The sequence below is a fragment of the Legionella sp. PATHC035 genome, assembly GCF_026191115.1.
Classification (GTDB): domain Bacteria; phylum Pseudomonadota; class Gammaproteobacteria; order Legionellales; family Legionellaceae; genus Legionella.
Window position 1 is genome coordinate 685651 of sequence record NZ_JAPHOT010000001.1, and the last position, 18904, is coordinate 704554.

The window sequence follows — 18904 nt, forward strand, 5'->3', positions numbered from 1 at the left end:
CCAATTCAGCCTTTCGGTAGAAGGGGCAGAACACAAAAACTACTCCCAATTGGGCTCGGAAGGCTGTGAAGGCTCCGGCTCAGGAGTTCCTGGAGTATCTGGCTCATAGGGCTCTGGTTCTGATGGATACTCATTAGGCTCATCAGGATACTCATAAGGTTCTGGTATTTCGTCACCGTTTTTCAAAATAGCATCCTTATGTTTGTATTATTTATAAAACATTATAGCAAAAGGAAAGAAAATGAAAGTAGCTGTAATCACCGGAGCTGCGAATGGAATTGGCTTAGCGTTAAGCGAAGTCAATTTACAACGAGGCAACACTGTAGTCATGGTGGATAAGGACGGCATTAAGCTCAAACAAGAGGCGGAACGTCTATTATCCCAATTCCCAGAAAAAATTCTGGAAATTCCATGTGATGTGACTCAATCGAATGAAGTAGTGCAGTTGGTAAAGCAGATTGAGGAGCAGTTGGGACGTGTTGACTGGATCTATAATAACGCAGGCATCATAGGACAATTAGCCCCCCTTTGGGACTTATGTCCTGAACATATCCAAAAGGTAATGGATGTTAATCTATACGGGATGATTCATATCATTCAGGCATTTACTCCTTTCTTATTTCGTCAAACTGTTCATTCACATATCATTAATGTAGCGAGTTTATATGCTTTGTGTACAGGGTCACAAACAGCTTCCTATGCGATGTCAAAACATGCAGTACTGGCTTTATCTGAGTCTTTGTATTTTGATTTAGTGCGCCTGAACAAGCCAGTGGATGTCTCGGTGGTTTTTCCATCTTTTACAGATACGGCACTGTTATCTCATACAACCAATACAAATTCCTCATTTCATGAGGCGTTAAAGTCACTTTTATCGCATTCTCGATCTGCAGTCGATATAGCAGAACACATAGTTCATGAAGTGGAACAAAAAAAGTTCTATATTTTTCCCGATAAAGAAGTAAAAGGATATTGTGAAGAACGAACTAAAGCAATGATACTTCAAGAAAAGCCACATGTTACTAATATTGAAAAATTAATGTGCGCACTCATTAAGCGACAAGAATCTCGGCATTGAAGGCAACCTTGTTCACTTTAGCCCGGATTAGCGCCGCGTAATCCGGGATCTCTGGCATATAAAACACGGGTTACGCGGCGCTAATCCGGGCTACTCATCTTCGTACTTTTCAATCACGCTTCCAACATATCCAACAATTCTTGACGGAATTTATGATAATCCACTTCAACGGCATGTCGTATATGCGATTTGAATCGATAATGGGGTTTATTCATTTCTTGAATTATTTTTTCGTGCAATTGATCAGGTCGTTTTAAAGTACCCATAATAATACGTGCGACTATTTTTGATTGATAATCCGCAAGAGGCCAAATACACCCTTGAGGCTGACACAAACCAATAAAATATAAATTATCATATTCTGGATGCATCATTTTTCGATAAAGCGGTATTTTGGTTGAGTTACTAAAGTCTGCAATTTCTTTATCAAGAAATGGGAAACTGATTTTATACCCTGTGGCAAAAATTACTGTATCAAACTCTTCATAGTTGCCATCAGTAAAATGAACTCGATTTCCTTCGAAATGAGTAATTCCAGGGCGAGGAAAAATCTCTCCATGCCTAATAAAATACAGTAATTCTGAATTAATGGTTGGGTGAATTTCTAAAGGGCCACAATCAGGCTTCATTAATTTATATTTCGCATATCGGCCTTGAAGGATACGAATAAAAAAGCTCAAAACTTTCTGTCTTAACCATGAAGGCATCCATCTGATTTTAGCCACAGCATCATCAGTCGGTTTACCAAACACAAATTTAGGAAAAATATTATAGCCTCTACGCATACTAATACAGGTTTTGGGCGAATTACGAGCTATCTCTACGGCTATATCACAAGCAGAATTTCCCCCTCCAACTACCAAAACACGTTGATCCTTAAAAACCGAGGCTTTTTTATATTGATGTGAATGGAGCAATTGTCCAGAAAAGGTACCTGGATAGTCTGGCATGAAAGGGTCCCAATGATGACCATTAGCAACCAACAAATAATCGAAACACGCTTCATTCGTACCTTGATCGTTTTCAAAAACAACGTTCCATTGATGCTGATCGGTATGATCTACCTTGACAACATTGGTATTAAAACGGATGTACTTAATCAAATCAAAATGTTCAGCATAACTTTTAAAATAATCTAAAACCAAGGCATGTGCTGGATAATCAGGAAAGTGCGCGGGCATAGGAAAATCTTCAAACTCCGACCAACGCTTAGAACTGATAATATGTGTGGTTTCATAAACACTGGAATGATTATTTTTTTCATCATATACCCAGTTACCACCGATCTGATTGTTTTTTTCGAATACGGTGATATCAGTGACTCCCTGTTCTTGCAAATTTTTAATTGCAGCAAGTCCACTAGGACCTGCTCCAATAACGCAGACACGGGGACAATCTTTTTTACCCTTTTGCTTTATTTGCATTACTCAACACCTTTTTCACTTCATCCATTATCATTGCTTGAACCACAGGATCTTTATCAATCGTGAAATGATTCACTTCAATTCCTTTTATCGTAGCGACATTGATATTGTCAATACGAGTTTTTTCTGGATTTACAGCCCTGAGTTTTAAACCACTAAACATGGGTACAAAACCAGGTTTGTAAAAATTCATCGCATGCTTCACGTTAGGAGGGACAATTGTTTGTGACACCGCATCTACAGTAACAAGCAAATCCACTGGAATGCCTGCTTTATCAAGATTACGTGCTACTTTAATTTGTTCATTAGCGCCCAAAGAATGCCCTACCAGAATGATAGGTCGGTGCATCTTATGATTTTGATAATAAGAAACAATAGAGCGCGTCACATTACCCGCGTTGTACCACATATTACTGGGTGCTGGTATATTACATTCCTCAACAACAGTACCACTCAGTGTTCGCATACCCGTACTAAAAAGTCCAAGGCCACCTAACATCGTATGTACTTCACCCCGGTAGGATTGTGTCTTACCCGACTTTACCGTTTTCACTTGTTTCGTTGATTTCTGAGATTTAGGTTGATGCACCACAGATTGAGCGATCTTTGGTATAGGTTTTTTCTCAGAAGCCCTGCCACCTGACAAGTCAACACAACCAGTCATGTTCATGCTGATCAGAAAAAACAAAAATGAGCAGAAAATACCTAATTTTCTATTTTTGAAGAAAGAGTTCATTTTATTATTATTCTTATTTTTTAGAGAAAAGATCATAGCCTATTCTTAGAAGGTTTGCCAAGATGGCTCATGCATGAAGTTCATTCTTTCGTGCTGTAAGTCTGCGATGAATTTTGTTACTCTGCGTCTTAAAGATGAAATACTTTTGTTATGTTTAAAATTTAAACATAAAGCTTGTTTTCTATTTATTTTCATTTTTATGGGATAATTTTAACTTATCATGGAACAACAAAAAAAAATTCTTACCGTAACTCAGCTCAACCGACAAGTTAAAAACTATCTTGAAAATGAACTGGGAATAGTCGATGTTGAAGGAGAACTCTCTAATTTGAGTAAACCCTCCTCAGGGCATTTTTATTTTACCTTAAAAGACAGCAACGCCCAAATCCGTTGCGTTTACTTTAAAAATCGCCATGTCAGTGCGCATAAACTGACCGATGGCCAACATATAGTTGCTAGTGGAAGATTAAGTCTTTATGAAGCACGTGGCGATTATCAATTGATCGTGGAACAAATTACCGAAGCAGGTCTTGGTGCGCTCTATCAACGTTTTGAAGCGTTAAAAAATAAACTTGCATTAGAGGGTTTATTTGACACCGCAAAAAAAAGACCAATACCGGTCATGCCTCGTATCATCGGAGTAATCACGTCAACCACTGGGGCCGCAATTCGCGATATATTATCCACTCTTGCTCGTCGATTCCCCTTAGCAAAGGTCATAATCTATCCCAGTGAAGTGCAAGGTGCTGGTGCGGCACAACAATTGATTCATGCATTAGAACTGGCGAATAAGGAACAACGATGTGATGTACTTCTTCTTGCTCGTGGTGGAGGAAGTATTGAAGATCTTTGGGCGTTTAATGACGAGCAATTAGCACGTCATATTGCAAGCAGCTCAATCCCTACCGTATCTGGGATAGGGCATGAAACGGATTTTACAATTGCTGATTTTGTATCGGATTATAGGGCAGAAACACCTACTGCTGCCGCTACAGCAGTAACGCCTGATTATAATGAATTGGTTAAATTATTAAATCACTCTATCTCACGAATGCATCAAGCAACGCATCGATTTTTGCAAAAATACCAAATTAAACTACAGCATTTAATCGACAAGATATCATCACCACAAAGAGCGATTGCGAGTTACTGGCAAACATCTGATTATCTGGAGCGGCAATTAATTGCGCATATGGTGTATCTTATCAAACGAAAAACACATCAATTGCACCTGTGCATCAATCATCTGAATGCTAAAAACCCCAAAACACAAATCAAACAAACCCAGATACTGTTACAAAAAATTACTTTGCAGTTAGTCCAACACATGCAAAATAAATTAAATCAACTTCAATATCAATTAAGAACTCAACTGTCTACCTTGCATGCAGTCAGCCCCTTGGCTACACTGGATAGAGGATATGCAATTGCAACGAAAGAAAATAAAGTGTTGTTTTCCAGTCAGCAAGTAACTATTGGCGACTCAATCGAGATACTCTTGGCACAAGGAAATTTAACTTGCGAGATCACTCAAATCAACGAGTAAAAAGGTGTCTGCTCATGAGGGATTCTTGATTTTTGGTGAAAGGTTGGATTTGAGCTCTGGTTGCGTTTAAACGATGCGGAGGAAACCTAATATACATTCCTATGTGAGGCTTCCTAAGTTTCTTTTCGCGCCAATGATGTGCCTAATGCTGCCTTTCGATAGATGGGCGTAAACGGATACGTATAATATGCTTGAAGAATTAAACAATAGTCTTGATTTCATTATCATCCAAACAAAAAATAACATTCCCACATTGGAAATTATTTTGTTAATACCCTGGCTTTTCTTTTTGGTAAGCCTGGTCTATAGAAAAATATTATTTCTAGGTATTATCCCAAGACAAATTCGCGGCATACCGGGCATCCTATTTGCCCCACTCCTGCATGCCAATTTCAATCACATTTTTTTTAATTCAATTCCTTTGGTGGTTTTAAGCAATTTCATTTTGATCAACGGACTTAACTATTTTCTAGTGGTTACGGTACTGATTACCATCTTAAGTGGGATTGCTATCTGGTGCTTTGCCAAACCTGGCTTACATGTAGGGGCTAGTGGCCTGATTACCGGTTATTGGGGCTTTTTAGTGAGTAATATCTATCAAAAGGGAACCTTAACGACCATAATCCTGGGAGTCATCAGCATCTACTATTTTGCTGGTATTTTTTTTGGTATTTTCCCCAAAGAAAAGGGCATCTCCTGGGAATCCCATTTGTTTGGTCTTCTCGCCGGTTTAGCAGTCAGCTACCTATTTGGATTTTACCCTAATTATTTTCAAGGGATTTCAGACCCAGGTTGGCCAAGATAGTAGAAATGTAAACTGGCCCTATGTTATTCTAAAGGGATAAAAAGAAAAATAACTCGAGAAATCAAGATGCACTCACTTAAAGCTTTTTTCTATGCAAGTATATTATGTATTCTGATCTCACCCGCACAAGCGGCCCAAGGAACTAAATTTTATGTAGATGGCTGTTGCAGTAATATGGGCGGAATTAGTTATTGTGACTCTTCGGCTGGACGACTTGTTTGTAAAAATGGTTTTTACTCTACCTGTTATTGCACACCACATGCAGTAATGGATTTACAACTCTTTCGGGGTTGCTGCTTATGGAAAGGCGGTCCTGTAACTACTTATAGCATCACGGGGCTCGTTGTATGTAATGATGGCTCTATCTCAGAAGAATGCTCATTGAGGCCAGAAGAGAAAATTGCAGCTTGGTAAGCTTAGGATTATACTTCGCGGCTTCTAGTACTCCGTGAAGTATAACCATCAGGAATTTACATGCTCGACCAGATACAAGCTACGATCAGTTCATTAAAGAAGCAAAAACCATTAATACTTTGCCTAACCAATTACGTCACCATGGATTTTATGGCCAATAGTCTTTTGGCTTTAGGTGCTGCCCCCCTTATGTCTGAGTCTCAAGCAGAAATTGAAGAATTAGCTAATCTTAGCCAAGCTATATACGTCAACATAGGTACTCTAGATGATGTCTTTATGGAAAGAGCCTTATTCGCAGCTCAAGTTGCACATGCTTTGGGTAAACCATTCATTCTAGATCCTGTGGGTGCTGGTGCCAGCAAGCTCCGTACTTCTTCGGCAATGAGATTACTTCCTTATGCCCAAGTCGTTAGAGGCAATGCTAGTGAAATCATCTCATTAGCGGGTTCAAATGGGGCGACAAAAGGAGTTGAAAGCGCAGACCCTGTTACTGACGCAATCAACAGTGCCCAAGTGCTGGCGCAATCACAAAAAACAGTTGTAATTAGCGGCCCCGAAGATTTTATAACCAATGGCGTGGATCACAAAATACTGCCCTTTGGTTCTAGCCTTATGCCACTTATTACTGGAATGGGTTGCACGATGACTGCCGTTCTTAGCGCATTCACTGCCTGTCATTCCGATCATTTTCAAGCCGCACTGCAAGCAACTGCATATTTTGGCTTATGCGGACAATTGGCTCATGAACAAGTAAAAGGGCCTGCCGCATTCAAACAGGCATTGATTGATCATTTATTTCAACCTGACTGGTCCTTAATGTCACAAACAATGGAGAGAGTATCGCATGATGCACTATAAAGCCTTATCAATAGCAGGCTTTGATGGTTCTGGAGGTGCAGGGATTCAAGCGGATCTCAAAACCTTTTCGGCATTTGGATGTTATGGGATGACCGTTCTTACTGCCTTACCAGTACAAAACACCCTTGGTGTTAGACGCTGCTACAATATCCCATTACAAGCCATAGACGATCAGCTTCATGCTTTATTTGATGACATTAAACCTGATAGCATAAAAATTGGCATGCTCTTTAACAGCGAAATCATCGAACTGGTTTCTTCATTCCTTAAAAAAAGAGCGATAGATATTCCTATTGTTATTGATCCTGTAACTGTTGCCAAAAGTGGTGATCCTTTATTATTACCTGAAGCGGTAAGTTCATTAATGACTGAGCTGATGCCACTTGCCACATTAATTACACCGAATCTTCCGGAGGCAGCTACATTTACGAAGCTGCACGCAATCAATGAAGATGAAATGATGGATGTTGGAAACAAATTACTCGATTTGGGTCCTAAATATGTTTTACTCAAAGGGGGACATCTGTCATCTCAGGAGTCGAATGATTTATTAATAGGAACAAATGGAGAAGTTCATTGGTTTAAAAGCCCGAGGATTGATTCCAAAAACACACATGGTACTGGCTGTACCCTTTCCGCAGCAATAACCGCCTGTCTTGCTCAGAACATAGATTTACTTACATCATGCCGCATCGCCAAGAATTATTTATTCCATGCCATAAACGCGGCAAAAGAAGAAAGTGTTGGCCTGGGACATGGTCCTGTACATCATTTTTATCATCTTTGGCCGGTACAGTTAGAAGATATGTAGGAACATAGCTTGTGATTGATAGCGAGGATTAGGTCAATGAACCCACATCATCGCGAGTACAAGGAGGGATCTCAAATGGTGACATAGTATGAACTGCACCCTCTTCATTTTTTTCAATTAATTCACCAAAGCTCAAAGCGCTGAAAAGGATTAATAGATAACCTATTGTTGAATAACAAAATACAGTGTCTGAGAAAGATAAGATACAAAAAGAAACCAGCAAGCCTAAAAGAAAAGGTTTCATTTCATTTAACTGCAACGCAGTTGTCAACAATGTGCCAATAAAAAACAGGAACAGAACAATCCCTACCAAACCAAGTTCTGAAAGGGTCAGCCAATATTGACTATGGGGCTCATTCAGCTTATGCCCCCAAGAAGGAATGGGTTGATCTTTAACAAAATTATATTGAAATCCTCCAGTACCCACTCCTAAAATTGGATGCTTTTCAAATAAGGATTGGGCATATTGATGAAACTGGATTCTAAAACCTAAAGAGGTGTTCGCTTGATTGTTTTGCAAGAGCTTGATTTCATTAATCATTGATAAAGTTCTATCTTGCATCACGGGACTTAGCACATAAACCAAACCAAGTGCTCCAAGAAATGCCACCATCCCTAATAGGGCTTTTTTGGGTGTACATTTTTGTACAATGACCAAGGACATTAAAATGCCGTAAGTCACATAGCCTGTTCTTCCAGTATTAATAAATAATATTTGATAACTTCCCACTAAGGTCATAAGTAAGTAAAGAAACCGCATCCAACCGCTTTTATTATTCTGCAATGCTAAAATTAGGGCAAAATAAACTCCTAAAGCAATCATAAAACCCGTAACGATATGATTATAAAAAATATATCCGGGATCTTCAGTGTTTATCGCAAAAAGTTGTTTCGCCTTGAGGCATGAAAGAATGCTAGTGAGCAACATCGCCAATATATAAGAATTCAAAACCCATAGCCTTGTCTTTGGTTTAACAAACCCCACAGCAAGAATGGGTAGGAAAAGGAGTTTAGAATATTTATCAATAACATTATATTTTAAGGAAAATGGAGCTTGAGACCAGAAACAAGCTATAAGAACAAACAAAAACAAAACAAGTGCGGAACGAGCCCATAAGGTGTTAAAAGCGTAAGGCAAAAATTGTCTGTAATAAGGAGTTAGCAGCAAAGCAATCAAACTTAATATCAATAAAATTGATTTAATACTGGTGCTTATAGGAATAAAAAAGACCAATAAAACAAGAAAGGTGGGTGCAATTAAATTAATTTTTCCCTCTAAGAAGCTTCGTATCAAACTAATTCCTCTGTACTTTTTGCCAAAGATGGCAATTGTTCCATATCAATATCTTGATACAATTGCTTAATGCCACGATAAAAAGTTCCCTGTGCATTAAATACTGCAAATAAAAAACCTATTCTGCCATCCAAAAATCCACATTGCAAGATATAACACCGGAGGAACATCCATGAAGTGCTGGCCATCGTTTTTATAAAACTGGGGGTTCTTTTCTTTTGGATATAGGTTTTTGCACTATACGATGAATACTTATTCATTTTATATAAGACATGACTGACGTCTTTAAATGAGTGGTGCTTAATGGCGCTTTTAATTTTACCAATTCGTGCACCCTCAGGAAGTACTATTTTTTCATGGACAATATCATCACTAAAATAGGCATTTGCTCGTTTAAAAAGACGAATATGACGCTTGGGGCTAGAAGAATACTTTAGAGGTTTATTATAAAAATGCATTTGAATTGCTATTCTAAAGGCATCTGCTGAATCAGACGCCATGGACTCCATGATTTCTCGTTGCAATTCCTCGCTGACTGATTCATCAGCATCAAGATTCAATACCCAGTCGCCTCGAGCTTTTGATAAGGCTCGCTGTTTTTGAGCGCCATAACCAGGCCAGTCAGTAGAGAAAACATGCTCAGTATATTCTCTGGCAATGGCTACTGTATTATCGGTGCTTCCCGAATCCAGGACAATTATTTCATCAGCAAAACGAACGGATTCGAGACACCTTCTTATATTCCTCTCTTCATTTTTGGTTATTATTGTTACAGTCAACGTCATTTAAAAAACGCCCTCTCTATGATCATGACTATCAAAATGTAATTTCCCATCTTTAACTTTTAAGGTGACATGACCGCCATGCATCAACTTACCGAATAAAAGCTCATCAGCCAGAGGTTTTTTAACATTTTCTTGAATCAATCTGGCCATTGGGCGCGCGCCCATGACTTTGTCATAGCCATGTTCAATAAGCCATTCACGAGCCATTTTATCCACGTTAAAGGTAACCCCTTTATGACTTAACTGTTCATCCAACTCCATAATAAACTTATCAACTACAAGACCAATCGTAATTGCATCCAATGGAGCAAAGTTAATGATGGCATCGAGTCTGTTTCTAAATTCAGGACTAAATTGTTTTTTAATCACCTCTAGACCATCATTGCTGTTGTCTTGTTGTGAAAAACCGATAGAATTTCGTACTAATTCTCCTGCACCTGCATTTGATGTCATTACCAAGATGATATGCCTAAAATCGGCTTGACGTCCATTCGTATCAGTTAAAGTCCCATGGTCCATGATCTGTAACAGCAAGTTAAATACATCTGGATGGGCCTTTTCGATTTCATCAAGCAACAGTACAGCATGAGGATTTTTAGTCACGGCTTCTGTCAACAACCCTCCTTGATCATAACCAACATATCCTGGGGGAGCTCCGATTAAACGTGAGACGGTGTGTTTTTCCATGTATTCCGACATGTCGAAACGAAGTAATTCGATGCCTAAAACATTGGCCAATTGTCGCGTTACCTCTGTTTTTCCAACACCTGTTGGCCCAGCGAATAAGAAACACCCTACTGGTTTTTGTGGGTCTCGCAGACCTGAGCGGCCTAATTTAATCGCAGATGCTAATGCAGTAATTGCTTGATCTTGTCCATATACCAGAAGCTTCAAATCACGTTCCAAATTACGTAAGGTATCTTTATCACGAGCAGATACCTTCTTAATAGGTATACGTGCAATTTTTGCAACAACACTTTCAATTTCAGTAACACTAATTATTTTTTTGCGTTTGCTTGCGGTGAGTAAATTTTGGTAAGCACCAGCCTCATCAACAACATCAATCGCTTTATCGGGCAAAAATCGATCGTTAATGTATTTTGCAGACAGTTCAGCAGCAGCTTTTAAGGCAGGAATGGTGAATTTCACACCATGGTGCTCTTCCAATCGGCCTTTTAATCCTTTCAATATTTCAAAAGTTTCGTCCACTGTGGGCTCAGGAATATCTATTTTTTGGAAACGTCTCGCCAAGGCTCTATCTTTCTCAAAGATACCTCGGTATTCCTGATAAGTTGTTGAACCAATGCATTTTAGCTCGCCGTTTGCCAGCAAGGGTTTAATAAGGTTTGATGCATCCATGACACCACCTGATGCGGCACCAGCACCAATAATAGTGTGAATTTCATCAATAAACAGAACAGCCCCTTCCTGTTGTCCTAATTGCTTTAACACTGCCTTTAATCGCTTTTCAAAATCGCCACGATACTTAGTACCGGCAAGTAAGGCCCCCAGATCCAGTGAATAGACAATACAATCACGGATGGCATCAGGTATTTCACCATCCACGATGCGTCGTGCTAATCCCTCCGCAATGGCGGTTTTACCCACGCCAGCCTCACCAACGAGCAAAGGATTATTCTTTCTTCGCCGACACAAGACCTGAATGGTACGTTGTATTTCTTCATGACGTCCGATTAAAGGATCAATTTTTCCTTGTTTCGCACGTCGATTGAGGTTTGTACAATAACTTTCTAAAGGTGATTCATTCCCTTCTGATGAACTCATATCATCTTCCATAGAGTTCATGTTCTCATGCATATCATTGTTTTGATACTTGGAAACACCATGAGAAATATAGTTAATCACATCGAGTCGTGTGATATTTTCACGGCGTAAGAAATAAACTGCCTGACTTTCTTGTTCACTAAAAATCGCAGCTAAAACGTTCGCCCCTGTGACCTCTGTTTTTCCTGCAGATTGAACATGAAAGACTGCGCGTTGCAATACACGTTGAAAACCTAAAGTAGGTTGAGTTTCCCGGTCTAATTCATCCTCAGGAATTCTAGGAGTGGTCTCATCGATGAATTCAATTAAATCACGGCGTAGGGCTTCAATATTTGCATCACATGCTTGCAATACACTTCCTGCCGCTGGGTTATCAAGCAATGACAACAACAAATGCTCAACGGTCATAAATTCATGACGTTTCTCTTTGGCTTCCTTGAAAGCTAAATTCAAGGTGAATTCAAGTTCTTTATTTAACATTGTCGTTGCTCCTCTTCAGCCCATAGCAATTTACTCGGGTTCCATGCTCGATAGCAATGGGTGCTGATTCATTCTGGCGTACTCATTTACCAGAGCTACTTTTGTTTCTGCTATATCTCGTGTAAATACCCCACACACGCCTTTTCCTTGGATATGAACCTGTAACATCACCTGAATTGCAATTTCTTCATTAAGGTGAAAAAAATGCTTCAGTACATCAACTACAAAATCCATAGGTGTATAATCATCATTGAGCAACACCACTTTGTACTTTCTAGGCACTCTAATCTCTGTGCTCTGTTCCGGCTCAGCGACTTTATGCCTTACAATTTCCTCTAGATTTTGCCCAGTCATAATATACAACCTCTATATTATTTTTATAGACTCACTATGCACTTTTGGCCAGTAAAATCAGTTATTTTTAATGAAAAAATTAGTCTTTGAAATAATCAAAAACATATTGGTTAGATAGCATTCATTAAGCGATAAACTAAAAAAGATACACATTGTGGCCTAGGTAAAGCACAGTGCATCTTAGGAGACCATCTTCGTCTTTCCTTAAATTACTCTGCACTTCACCTCGGCTAATGGATATCCACTCAATTTACATATGCTTAATTATCTCATCTCCAAAACCAGAGCTGCTAACCAAAGTAGCTCCGATCATACCACGCTCGAAGTCATAAGTTACAGTTTTGGCTGCTATAGCACCTTGCATGCCTTTGATAATTAAATCCGCAGCTTCATTCCATCCCATATGACGGAGCATCATTTCAGCAGAAAGAATAATTGAACCTGGATTTACTTTATTCTTGCCTGCATATTTCGGTGCTGTTCCATGCGTTGCTTCAAATACAGCAACGTCATCACTAATATTTGCTCCTGGAGCAATACCAATACCGCCTACTTGAGCAGCCAAAGCATCAGAAATATAATCACCGTTTAAATTAAGTGTCGCGATTACACTGTAATCTTCTGGTCTTAAAAGAATTTGTTGCAGGAACGCATCAGCAATTACATCATTAATGATGATTTGCTTACCTGTTTTAGGATTCTTGATTTCCAACCAGGGGCCGCCTTCATATTCTTTAGCACCAAAAACATCACGTGCCACTTGATAACCCCAGTCTTTAAACGCACCTTCGGTAAATTTCATAATGTTGCCTTTATGAACCAAAGTTACCGTATGGCGGTCATTATCAATCGCATATTGGATTGCAGCTCTTACTAAACGTGTAGTCCCAGCTTTAGAAACGGGTTTAATCCCTATTCCGCAGTGCTCAGGAAAACGGATTTTTTTAACGCCCATATCCTTCATTAAGAATTCAATCACTTTTTTCGCTTCAGGAGTATCCGCTTGCCATTCAATACCGGCATAAATGTCTTCTGAATTTTCCCTAAAAATAACCATGTCTGTTTTTTCTGGTTCTTTGAGTGGACTTGGAACACCCTCGAAATAACGAATTGGTCGTAAACAGGTATAGAGATCCATTTCTTGGCGAATTGCCACATTGAGTGAACGAATCCCACCACCAACTGGGGTCGTTAATGGACCTTTAATTGAAACAACGTATTTTTTCATCGCATCTAGGGTTTCTTTAGGCAACCACTGATCGGGACCATACACTTTAGTTGCTTTTTCACCGGCATAAACTTCCATCCAAGCAATTTTTCTCTTATCGCCGTATGCTTTAGCGACTGCAGCATCAACGACTCGAATCATGGGAGGTGTTACATCAACACCAATACCATCCCCCTCAATAAAAGGAATAATGGGATTATTAGGGACACGAAGTGACAGATCCTGAGCAACAGTAATAGCTTCACCTTGTGAAGGCACTTTGATTTTATCGTATGTCATTGACAACTCCGTAAAATTAGAGAAAAGGCAATGATAGCATGTGATAAGTTGGAATCCCAAGTATCATTTTTATTTAATTACTTGACTTGGATGCTTACTAAGCAGACTGAATTAAATACCTAGCATTTTATGCGTCAATCGGATATCAGATTAAAAATTTAAGATGAAAAATGCATGCTCAGCTTAGCTACATATGCCATGTTCTGACTGAGCGACATTGAAAGATGAAGAAGAAATGCCAACTATTTAATCCTGCCAGCTTAGGCATGTTGCAACATTTTAATTTGCTCGATCAGCTGATCATATCCTGCTTCTACGTTGATATAATCATTTTTTGATAAATATATAGACAAAGATCCATCATCTGTTGCAGAAGGTTTTTGTAAAACGCCATTATACCCTTTGCTTTTTAAACGAAGAAAATCATTGATTTTGGTAACTAAATAAAAATTACGAAAATAATTTTCAGGAGTCATATGAATTGCCTGGGCATCATTTTCTAATGTCTTCCCTGGTAGATAATCCTTAAGTGAATAAGTTGAATTGTTATGAACGGCGACGACTTTGCCTTTTGGCAGCAATTGTTTGATTTTAGTTGCCAGTTTATTTACTTCTCGATGCGCCTGGGGATTATATTGGCCAAACTGCGATAAGGTTTTTTTAATCCCGTTATCTGTAAAAATACGATTGGGATCAAACTCATAACGCTGGTTGTTTAAATGAAATACGATGTTACGACCTCCAGAATGGACCAAAGCAATAAGACTCCCCCCCTCCTTTTGAATCACTGTTTGAGCTGCTTTTAAAGCCGTTTGTTCATTATGATGCAAATGGATATACGTTTTGCCTCTGCCTACTAAATGCTTAATTTCTACTTTTTCATCCCCAACCATTACAATGTGATTCATCGCATAGGCAAACTGGCAAAAGAAAAGCGAAACAAGTATCGAGTATTTCATCTACTTTATAAACCCTGGCATAAATTGTACAATGCCGGCCATTGTACAATAATTAACCTATAAAAACAATGAATTGGGTAAAGGAATTGCTCGCAATATAGAAAACACCTACTATAAGCCCACCCGAACTTTTTGATAATATCAAATGCCTGAAATCATATTGTTCAATAAACCCTATGGTATCGTCAGCCAGTTTTCTGGAGATAATCCAGAACATACCTTAGCCTCTTTTATTAATAAGCCCCATTTTTACGCCGCAGGCCGATTAGATAAAAATAGTGAAGGATTGTTATTATTAACAAACGATGGCTCATTGCAGCACCGATTAACTCATCCCAAATTTGAAAAAAGAAAATATTATTGGGTTCAAGTAGAAGGCATACCCTCACAAGCAGATTTGGAACCACTTAAAAAAGGCTTGGTCCTTAAAGACATTACCTTTTTACCTGCCGAAGTTAAATTTATAGATGAACCCCAGTTATGGCCTCGTAATCCACCAATTCGCTTCAGACAAAATATCCCTACCTGCTGGCTAGAAATCATTTTAAAAGAGGGTAAAAATCATCAGGTTCGCAAAATGACCGCAGCAATTGGCTTTCCCACTCTAAGATTAGTACGACACCAAATTGGTAGTTGGAAATTAGAGGATTTACAACCTGGTGAATACCGAACAATACAGCACCATTTCAAATAACCCAACCCCACCACGAGTGCAACGGGGATTTCCAGCGTAATCTGGTACTAAAGGATCGAGATTCCTGACTCAGTCCGGGAATGAGGTCTCAGCGATAAACCAATCGCTTCAACAAAGTATCTTCTCCAAGTAAGCGAATCCATGGCCAGAGAAACATACCCACCAAAGCACTCGCTACGGGTGTAAATAAGCTGTAATTGTAACCAAGTAGCGCGGTGATTAAAGAAATAATGGATTGATATAAAAGACAAAAGAAACCAATTAAAAAAATTTGTTGCATCATTGAAAAAAACTGAAACCGCCGCGATTTGCTGGACGCAAGCCAGGTGACCAAAAGTAAAGCAAATGAATGTTCACCAATCACTGTGGCGAGTAACACATCTAATAACAGTCCCACGAACAATAATGTAGTCAGTCTAAAATTACCTGGCAAAAAATATTCGATATAAAGTACAAGCAACAAAACCCAAGGAGGTCGAAAAGCAGAAATCAATTCCGGCATAGGTAATATGGATAAAAGAAGAGCTATAATAAATCCCAAGCACAACCGTATGCGAAGATTTCTCATCACATCGTCTCCTTGGCATTTAATCGCTCATTAATTTGTTCATTCAATTGCTCTTGTTCGGCATCGGGCCAGATCAGTAATACAAGTCGATTACGATTGAGCAGTGCGACAGATTTTACTTTCACTTTTACAAAATCTTCGCCAGGAATACTATTCACTTCTTCCACGAATCCTACAGGATAACCTTCTGGATAATGTCTGTCCAAACCGGAGGTGACTAATACATCACCAGGATGAATTGAGGAGGTTTTTGGCAAATTAATTAGGGATAACTTCTCTATATCATTGGTTCCAACAAGAATTGCCCGCTCCCCAGTACGATTGTTTCGTACAGGCACGGCACTTTTAGAGTCAGAAATAAGTAAAACGGTACTGGTTATAGGACCAACATCAACAATCTGCCCCATAACACCTTTAGCATCCAAAACAGGCTGGCCTACATATGCCCCATCACGTTTTCCTTTATTTAAAACAACTACTTGACGTGAATTGCTGGTATCCACAGCAAGAATTTGTGCAGCCATTGCACGCATATCCGCCTGTGACGAGGTAAGGAGTAATTCTTTTAGTTGTGAATTTTCTTTTTGGATTACCGTTAATTTTTGTAATTCTGCTTCCAGCATTGTTTGTTGATATCGCAATTGCATATTTTCGGCAATTAATGCTTTTTTGGCACTGACAAGTGACTGTACCCAGCCAATGACGCGTACAGGATAATCTACCGCATATTGTAAGGGGGCAACAATAAAGGAAAAGCCGCTTCGCACACTATCTAAATAACGATAATGATAATCAGAGAACATTAAGAAAACAGAAAAGACAAGAGCGAGTACAAATCCTATAGAACTGTACCCGCCCCGACTAAACAATCTGTTATATGTACTATTCTGTTGAGAGGAAATCACCGCCACGTAAATCCATGGTTTCTAAAGCTTTACCACCACCACGTGCAACACAGGTTAGCGGATCTTCAGCAATTAATACAGGTAAGCCCGTTTCTTCCATCAGCAGAGTATCTATGTTTTTCAACAGAGCTCCGCCTCCAGTTAGAACCATACCACGTTCAGCAATATCAGCTGCTAATTCAGGTGGAGCCAATTCTAAGGCTGCTCTTACAGCACCAACAATACCAGATAAAGGCTCTTGCAGTGCTTCTAAAATTTCTGCACTAGTTAGAATGAAACTACGAGGAACGCCTTCAGCGAGATTTCTTCCACGAACTTCGATCTCAAATAAATCACGGCTTGGGAACGCAGAACCAATTTCGTGTTTAATACGTTCCGCAGTAGTCTCACCGATAAGTGTTCCGTAGTTACGACGAACATAGGATACAATAGCATCATCAAACTTGTCGCCGCCTATGCGAACAGACTGGTGATAGACAATTCCACTTAAGGAAATAATAGCCACTTCAGTGGTACCACCACCTATATCCACAACCATGGAACCACTGGCCTCTTCCACGGGCATTCCAGATCCTAAAGCAGCCGCCATAGGTTCTTCAATAAGAAATACTTCACGCGCTCCAGCACCCATTGCGGACTCACGAATTGCGCGACGTTCAACTTGCGTAGAGCCACAGGGAACACAAACCAGAACACGTGGGCTTGGTCTTAAGAATTTATTTTCATGTACTTTATGTATAAAGTGCTGCAACATTTTCTCAGTAACAAAAAAGTCAGCAATCACACCATCTTTCATTGGTCTGATGGCATTAATGTTGCCTGGAGTCCTTCCCAGCATTCGCTTCGCTTCAAGACCAACAGCTGCAACTCGTTTTTGTCCTGATTCATTACGCAAAGCAACCACGGAGGGTTCATTTAAAACAATCCCTTTATCTCTTACATAAATCAATGTATTGGCTGTTCCCAAATCAATCGATAAGTCATTGGAAAACACACCCCTTAATTTTCTGAACATAAGCCGCAATTTCCTGTTCTTTTTTTTGTGCGCTACTTTATCCTAAATTTGGATAAAAATCGACAGTTCTTAGACAACAATTTTAAATTAAAGAGTGAATTTTTATACATGAAGATTATTTTGAGTTTTTGACCTGAACACACGAATGCAAAAAAATAGTTTCAGATACTGTTTATGAAAAATGAAACACTCAACCTTGCCCGTTCCCTCGGTTCATTTTTGGGCGTGCCCGCTTGATTTTAACCCGATCCCCGAGTTGCGGCTGCCCTCACTCAAGCTGATTGACGTTTGATAACCTCAATAGTCTAAGTGCAATGCAGCGGAACCCGGGATACAGTTTGTATTTTTTATAGGTCGGTCGTAACACTTACATCAGCGACCTAAATAATAACTTGTTTGTGATTTATTCTATTTTACCAATAACAAATACTTGATTTAATTTATCTCGATTTGTAGTCATAAATCGCTGCCCCAATCCCTTCACATCAGCAAGTTCTTCCAATGATTTAAATCCATGATGACTTTTCCGATAGGCAATAATTGCCTCAGCGCGTTTTTTGCCTATACCCTTTACAGAACCAGTAAGCGTCGATAAATCTGCGGTGTTCAGATCGATTTTATGAATAACTAGAGGCGGCTTTTTCTTCACTGAAGAGTCTTTAGGGATGACTGCATGAGCAGAAAGAGTGATTACAGATAATGACAATGCGGTAGCAATAAATTTTGCTCTCATAATTTTCTCCTAATTGTTGGACTAAGTGGCTCGTTCCAGAGCCGGCAGAAGTATCCCAAGATTTTAGTGCACTGTCGAGTGTTTTTTTTAATTTTTTGTTTTAAGTTCAATGAGTAACGAAGGATTTGTCCTGAGTCTTAACGGATGCATACT

General features: G+C 39.3%; 20 protein-coding genes. 7 read left to right on the forward strand and 13 right to left on the reverse strand.

The window, feature by feature from the left end; all coding sequences use genetic code 11:
* Nucleotides 1–39: 39 nt before the first annotated feature.
* Nucleotides 40–186, reverse strand: a complete 147-nt coding sequence (locus OQJ13_RS03060; RefSeq protein WP_265704610.1) for a hypothetical protein — start codon at nucleotides 184–186, stop codon at nucleotides 40–42.
* Between the two features lie 55 nt (nucleotides 187–241).
* On the opposite strand from OQJ13_RS03060, the gene OQJ13_RS03065 reads away from it, so the two are divergent.
* Nucleotides 242–1078: an SDR family NAD(P)-dependent oxidoreductase gene (locus tag OQJ13_RS03065; RefSeq protein ID WP_265709111.1), complete on the forward strand. Its 837-nt coding sequence runs from the start codon at nucleotides 242–244 to the stop codon at nucleotides 1076–1078.
* 113 nt (nucleotides 1079–1191) lie between these two features.
* On the opposite strand, the gene OQJ13_RS03070 is transcribed toward OQJ13_RS03065, so the two are convergent.
* Nucleotides 1192–2502 (reverse strand): flavin-containing monooxygenase, encoded by a 1311-nt coding sequence (locus OQJ13_RS03070; RefSeq protein ID WP_265709112.1) that lies wholly within the window; start codon nucleotides 2500–2502, stop codon nucleotides 1192–1194.
* Entirely contained in the window at nucleotides 2480–3238 is a 759-nt protein-coding gene (locus OQJ13_RS03075) for a hypothetical protein (RefSeq protein ID WP_265711875.1), read from the reverse strand. The genes OQJ13_RS03070 and OQJ13_RS03075 overlap by 23 nt, the downstream gene beginning before the upstream one ends.
* A gap of 220 nt (nucleotides 3239–3458) precedes the next feature.
* On the opposite strand from OQJ13_RS03075, the gene xseA reads away from it, so the two are divergent.
* From xseA to thiD, 5 genes are all read left to right on the forward strand, one after another.
* Nucleotides 3459–4784, forward strand: coding sequence for an exodeoxyribonuclease VII large subunit (xseA, locus tag OQJ13_RS03080; protein ID WP_265709113.1), 1326 nt, complete (start codon nucleotides 3459–3461; stop codon nucleotides 4782–4784).
* Nucleotides 4785–4971: 187 nt separating this feature from the next.
* Nucleotides 4972–5589: a rhomboid family intramembrane serine protease gene (locus OQJ13_RS03085; RefSeq protein ID WP_265709114.1), complete on the forward strand. Its 618-nt coding sequence runs from the start codon at nucleotides 4972–4974 to the stop codon at nucleotides 5587–5589.
* A 66-nt stretch (nucleotides 5590–5655) separates the two neighbouring features.
* Nucleotides 5656–6003, forward strand: a complete 348-nt coding sequence (locus OQJ13_RS03090; RefSeq protein ID WP_265709117.1) for a neurogenic locus notch — start codon at nucleotides 5656–5658, stop codon at nucleotides 6001–6003.
* Nucleotides 6004–6063: 60 nt separating this feature from the next.
* On the forward strand, nucleotides 6064–6861 hold the full coding sequence (gene thiM / locus OQJ13_RS03095) for a hydroxyethylthiazole kinase (protein WP_265709119.1): 798 nt from the start codon (nucleotides 6064–6066) through the stop codon (nucleotides 6859–6861).
* Nucleotides 6851–7672 (forward strand): bifunctional hydroxymethylpyrimidine kinase/phosphomethylpyrimidine kinase, encoded by an 822-nt coding sequence (gene thiD / locus OQJ13_RS03100; RefSeq protein WP_265711876.1) that lies wholly within the window; start codon nucleotides 6851–6853, stop codon nucleotides 7670–7672. The genes thiM and thiD overlap by 11 nt, the downstream gene beginning before the upstream one ends.
* A 28-nt stretch (nucleotides 7673–7700) precedes the next feature.
* Here thiD and OQJ13_RS03105 read toward each other — a convergent pair whose 3' ends face one another.
* From OQJ13_RS03105 to OQJ13_RS03130, 6 genes are all read right to left on the reverse strand, one after another.
* Nucleotides 7701–8966, reverse strand: coding sequence for an O-antigen ligase family protein (locus OQJ13_RS03105; protein WP_265709121.1), 1266 nt, complete (start codon nucleotides 8964–8966; stop codon nucleotides 7701–7703).
* Nucleotides 8963–9751, reverse strand: coding sequence for a glycosyltransferase family 2 protein (locus OQJ13_RS03110; protein WP_265709123.1), 789 nt, complete (start codon nucleotides 9749–9751; stop codon nucleotides 8963–8965). Before OQJ13_RS03110 ends, OQJ13_RS03105 begins: the two co-directional genes overlap by 4 nt.
* Nucleotides 9752–12016: an ATP-dependent Clp protease ATP-binding subunit ClpA gene (gene clpA, locus OQJ13_RS03115; RefSeq protein WP_265704600.1), complete on the reverse strand. Its 2265-nt coding sequence runs from the start codon at nucleotides 12014–12016 to the stop codon at nucleotides 9752–9754.
* Nucleotides 12017–12046: 30 nt separating this feature from the next.
* Nucleotides 12047–12370, reverse strand: a complete 324-nt coding sequence (clpS, locus tag OQJ13_RS03120; RefSeq protein WP_028380106.1) for an ATP-dependent Clp protease adapter ClpS — start codon at nucleotides 12368–12370, stop codon at nucleotides 12047–12049.
* A gap of 250 nt (nucleotides 12371–12620) precedes the next feature.
* Nucleotides 12621–13877: an NADP-dependent isocitrate dehydrogenase gene (icd, locus tag OQJ13_RS03125; RefSeq protein WP_265709126.1), complete on the reverse strand. Its 1257-nt coding sequence runs from the start codon at nucleotides 13875–13877 to the stop codon at nucleotides 12621–12623.
* 260 nt (nucleotides 13878–14137) lie between these two features.
* Nucleotides 14138–14836 carry a protein tyrosine phosphatase gene (locus OQJ13_RS03130; RefSeq protein ID WP_265709127.1) on the reverse strand — a complete coding sequence of 233 codons (699 nt, stop codon included), beginning with the start codon at nucleotides 14834–14836 and terminating at the stop codon, nucleotides 14138–14140.
* Nucleotides 14837–14981: 145 nt separating this feature from the next.
* Between OQJ13_RS03130 and OQJ13_RS03135 the strand changes: the two genes are divergently transcribed.
* Nucleotides 14982–15530, forward strand: a complete 549-nt coding sequence (locus tag OQJ13_RS03135) for a pseudouridine synthase (protein WP_265709128.1) — start codon at nucleotides 14982–14984, stop codon at nucleotides 15528–15530.
* Between the two features lie 88 nt (nucleotides 15531–15618).
* Here the strand turns inward: OQJ13_RS03135 and mreD are convergent, their stop codons facing one another.
* The 4 genes from mreD to OQJ13_RS03155 all read right to left on the reverse strand — a co-directional run bounded on the left by mreD (nucleotide 15619) and on the right by OQJ13_RS03155 (nucleotide 18751).
* Nucleotides 15619–16098: a rod shape-determining protein MreD gene (gene mreD, locus OQJ13_RS03140; RefSeq protein WP_265711877.1), complete on the reverse strand. Its 480-nt coding sequence runs from the start codon at nucleotides 16096–16098 to the stop codon at nucleotides 15619–15621.
* Entirely contained in the window at nucleotides 16098–17003 is a 906-nt protein-coding gene (mreC, locus tag OQJ13_RS03145) for a rod shape-determining protein MreC (RefSeq protein WP_265709129.1), read from the reverse strand. Before mreC ends, mreD begins: the two co-directional genes overlap by 1 nt.
* Complete coding sequence (locus OQJ13_RS03150; RefSeq protein ID WP_003636696.1) at nucleotides 16981–18018, reverse strand: rod shape-determining protein; 1038 nt, start codon at nucleotides 18016–18018, stop codon at nucleotides 16981–16983. The genes mreC and OQJ13_RS03150 overlap by 23 nt, the downstream gene beginning before the upstream one ends.
* Nucleotides 18019–18421: 403 nt before the next feature.
* Nucleotides 18422–18751 carry a ComEA family DNA-binding protein gene (locus OQJ13_RS03155; RefSeq protein WP_265709130.1) on the reverse strand — a complete coding sequence of 110 codons (330 nt, stop codon included), beginning with the start codon at nucleotides 18749–18751 and terminating at the stop codon, nucleotides 18422–18424.
* Between the last annotated feature and the right edge of the window lie 153 nt (nucleotides 18752–18904).

Bases quoted from the DNA above. Each gene is read 5' to 3' on its own strand.
- OQJ13_RS03110 (WP_265709123.1), bottom strand. From the start codon at position 9,751: ATGACGTTGACTGTAACAATAATAACCAAAAATGAAGAGAGGAATATA.
- clpA (WP_265704600.1), bottom strand. From the start codon at position 12,016: ATGTTAAATAAAGAACTTGAATTCACCTTGAATTTAGCTTTCAAGGAA.
- OQJ13_RS03070 (WP_265709112.1), bottom strand. From the start codon at position 2,502: ATGCAAATAAAGCAAAAGGGTAAAAAAGATTGTCCCCGTGTCTGCGTT.
- OQJ13_RS03085 (WP_265709114.1), top strand. From the start codon at position 4,972: ATGCTTGAAGAATTAAACAATAGTCTTGATTTCATTATCATCCAAACA.
- clpS (WP_028380106.1), bottom strand. From the start codon at position 12,370: ATGACTGGGCAAAATCTAGAGGAAATTGTAAGGCATAAAGTCGCTGAG.
- mreD (WP_265711877.1), bottom strand. From the start codon at position 16,098: ATGAGAAATCTTCGCATACGGTTGTGCTTGGGATTTATTATAGCTCTT.
- thiD (WP_265711876.1), top strand. From the start codon at position 6,851: ATGCACTATAAAGCCTTATCAATAGCAGGCTTTGATGGTTCTGGAGGT.
- thiM (WP_265709119.1), top strand. From the start codon at position 6,064: ATGCTCGACCAGATACAAGCTACGATCAGTTCATTAAAGAAGCAAAAA.
- xseA (WP_265709113.1), top strand. From the start codon at position 3,459: ATGGAACAACAAAAAAAAATTCTTACCGTAACTCAGCTCAACCGACAA.
- OQJ13_RS03150 (WP_003636696.1), bottom strand. From the start codon at position 18,018: ATGTTCAGAAAATTAAGGGGTGTGTTTTCCAATGACTTATCGATTGAT.
- OQJ13_RS03075 (WP_265711875.1), bottom strand. From the start codon at position 3,238: ATGAACTCTTTCTTCAAAAATAGAAAATTAGGTATTTTCTGCTCATTT.
- OQJ13_RS03090 (WP_265709117.1), top strand. From the start codon at position 5,656: ATGCACTCACTTAAAGCTTTTTTCTATGCAAGTATATTATGTATTCTG.
- icd (WP_265709126.1), bottom strand. From the start codon at position 13,877: ATGACATACGATAAAATCAAAGTGCCTTCACAAGGTGAAGCTATTACT.
- OQJ13_RS03065 (WP_265709111.1), top strand. From the start codon at position 242: ATGAAAGTAGCTGTAATCACCGGAGCTGCGAATGGAATTGGCTTAGCG.
- OQJ13_RS03130 (WP_265709127.1), bottom strand. From the start codon at position 14,836: ATGAAATACTCGATACTTGTTTCGCTTTTCTTTTGCCAGTTTGCCTAT.
- OQJ13_RS03155 (WP_265709130.1), bottom strand. From the start codon at position 18,751: ATGAGAGCAAAATTTATTGCTACCGCATTGTCATTATCTGTAATCACT.
- OQJ13_RS03135 (WP_265709128.1), top strand. From the start codon at position 14,982: ATGCCTGAAATCATATTGTTCAATAAACCCTATGGTATCGTCAGCCAG.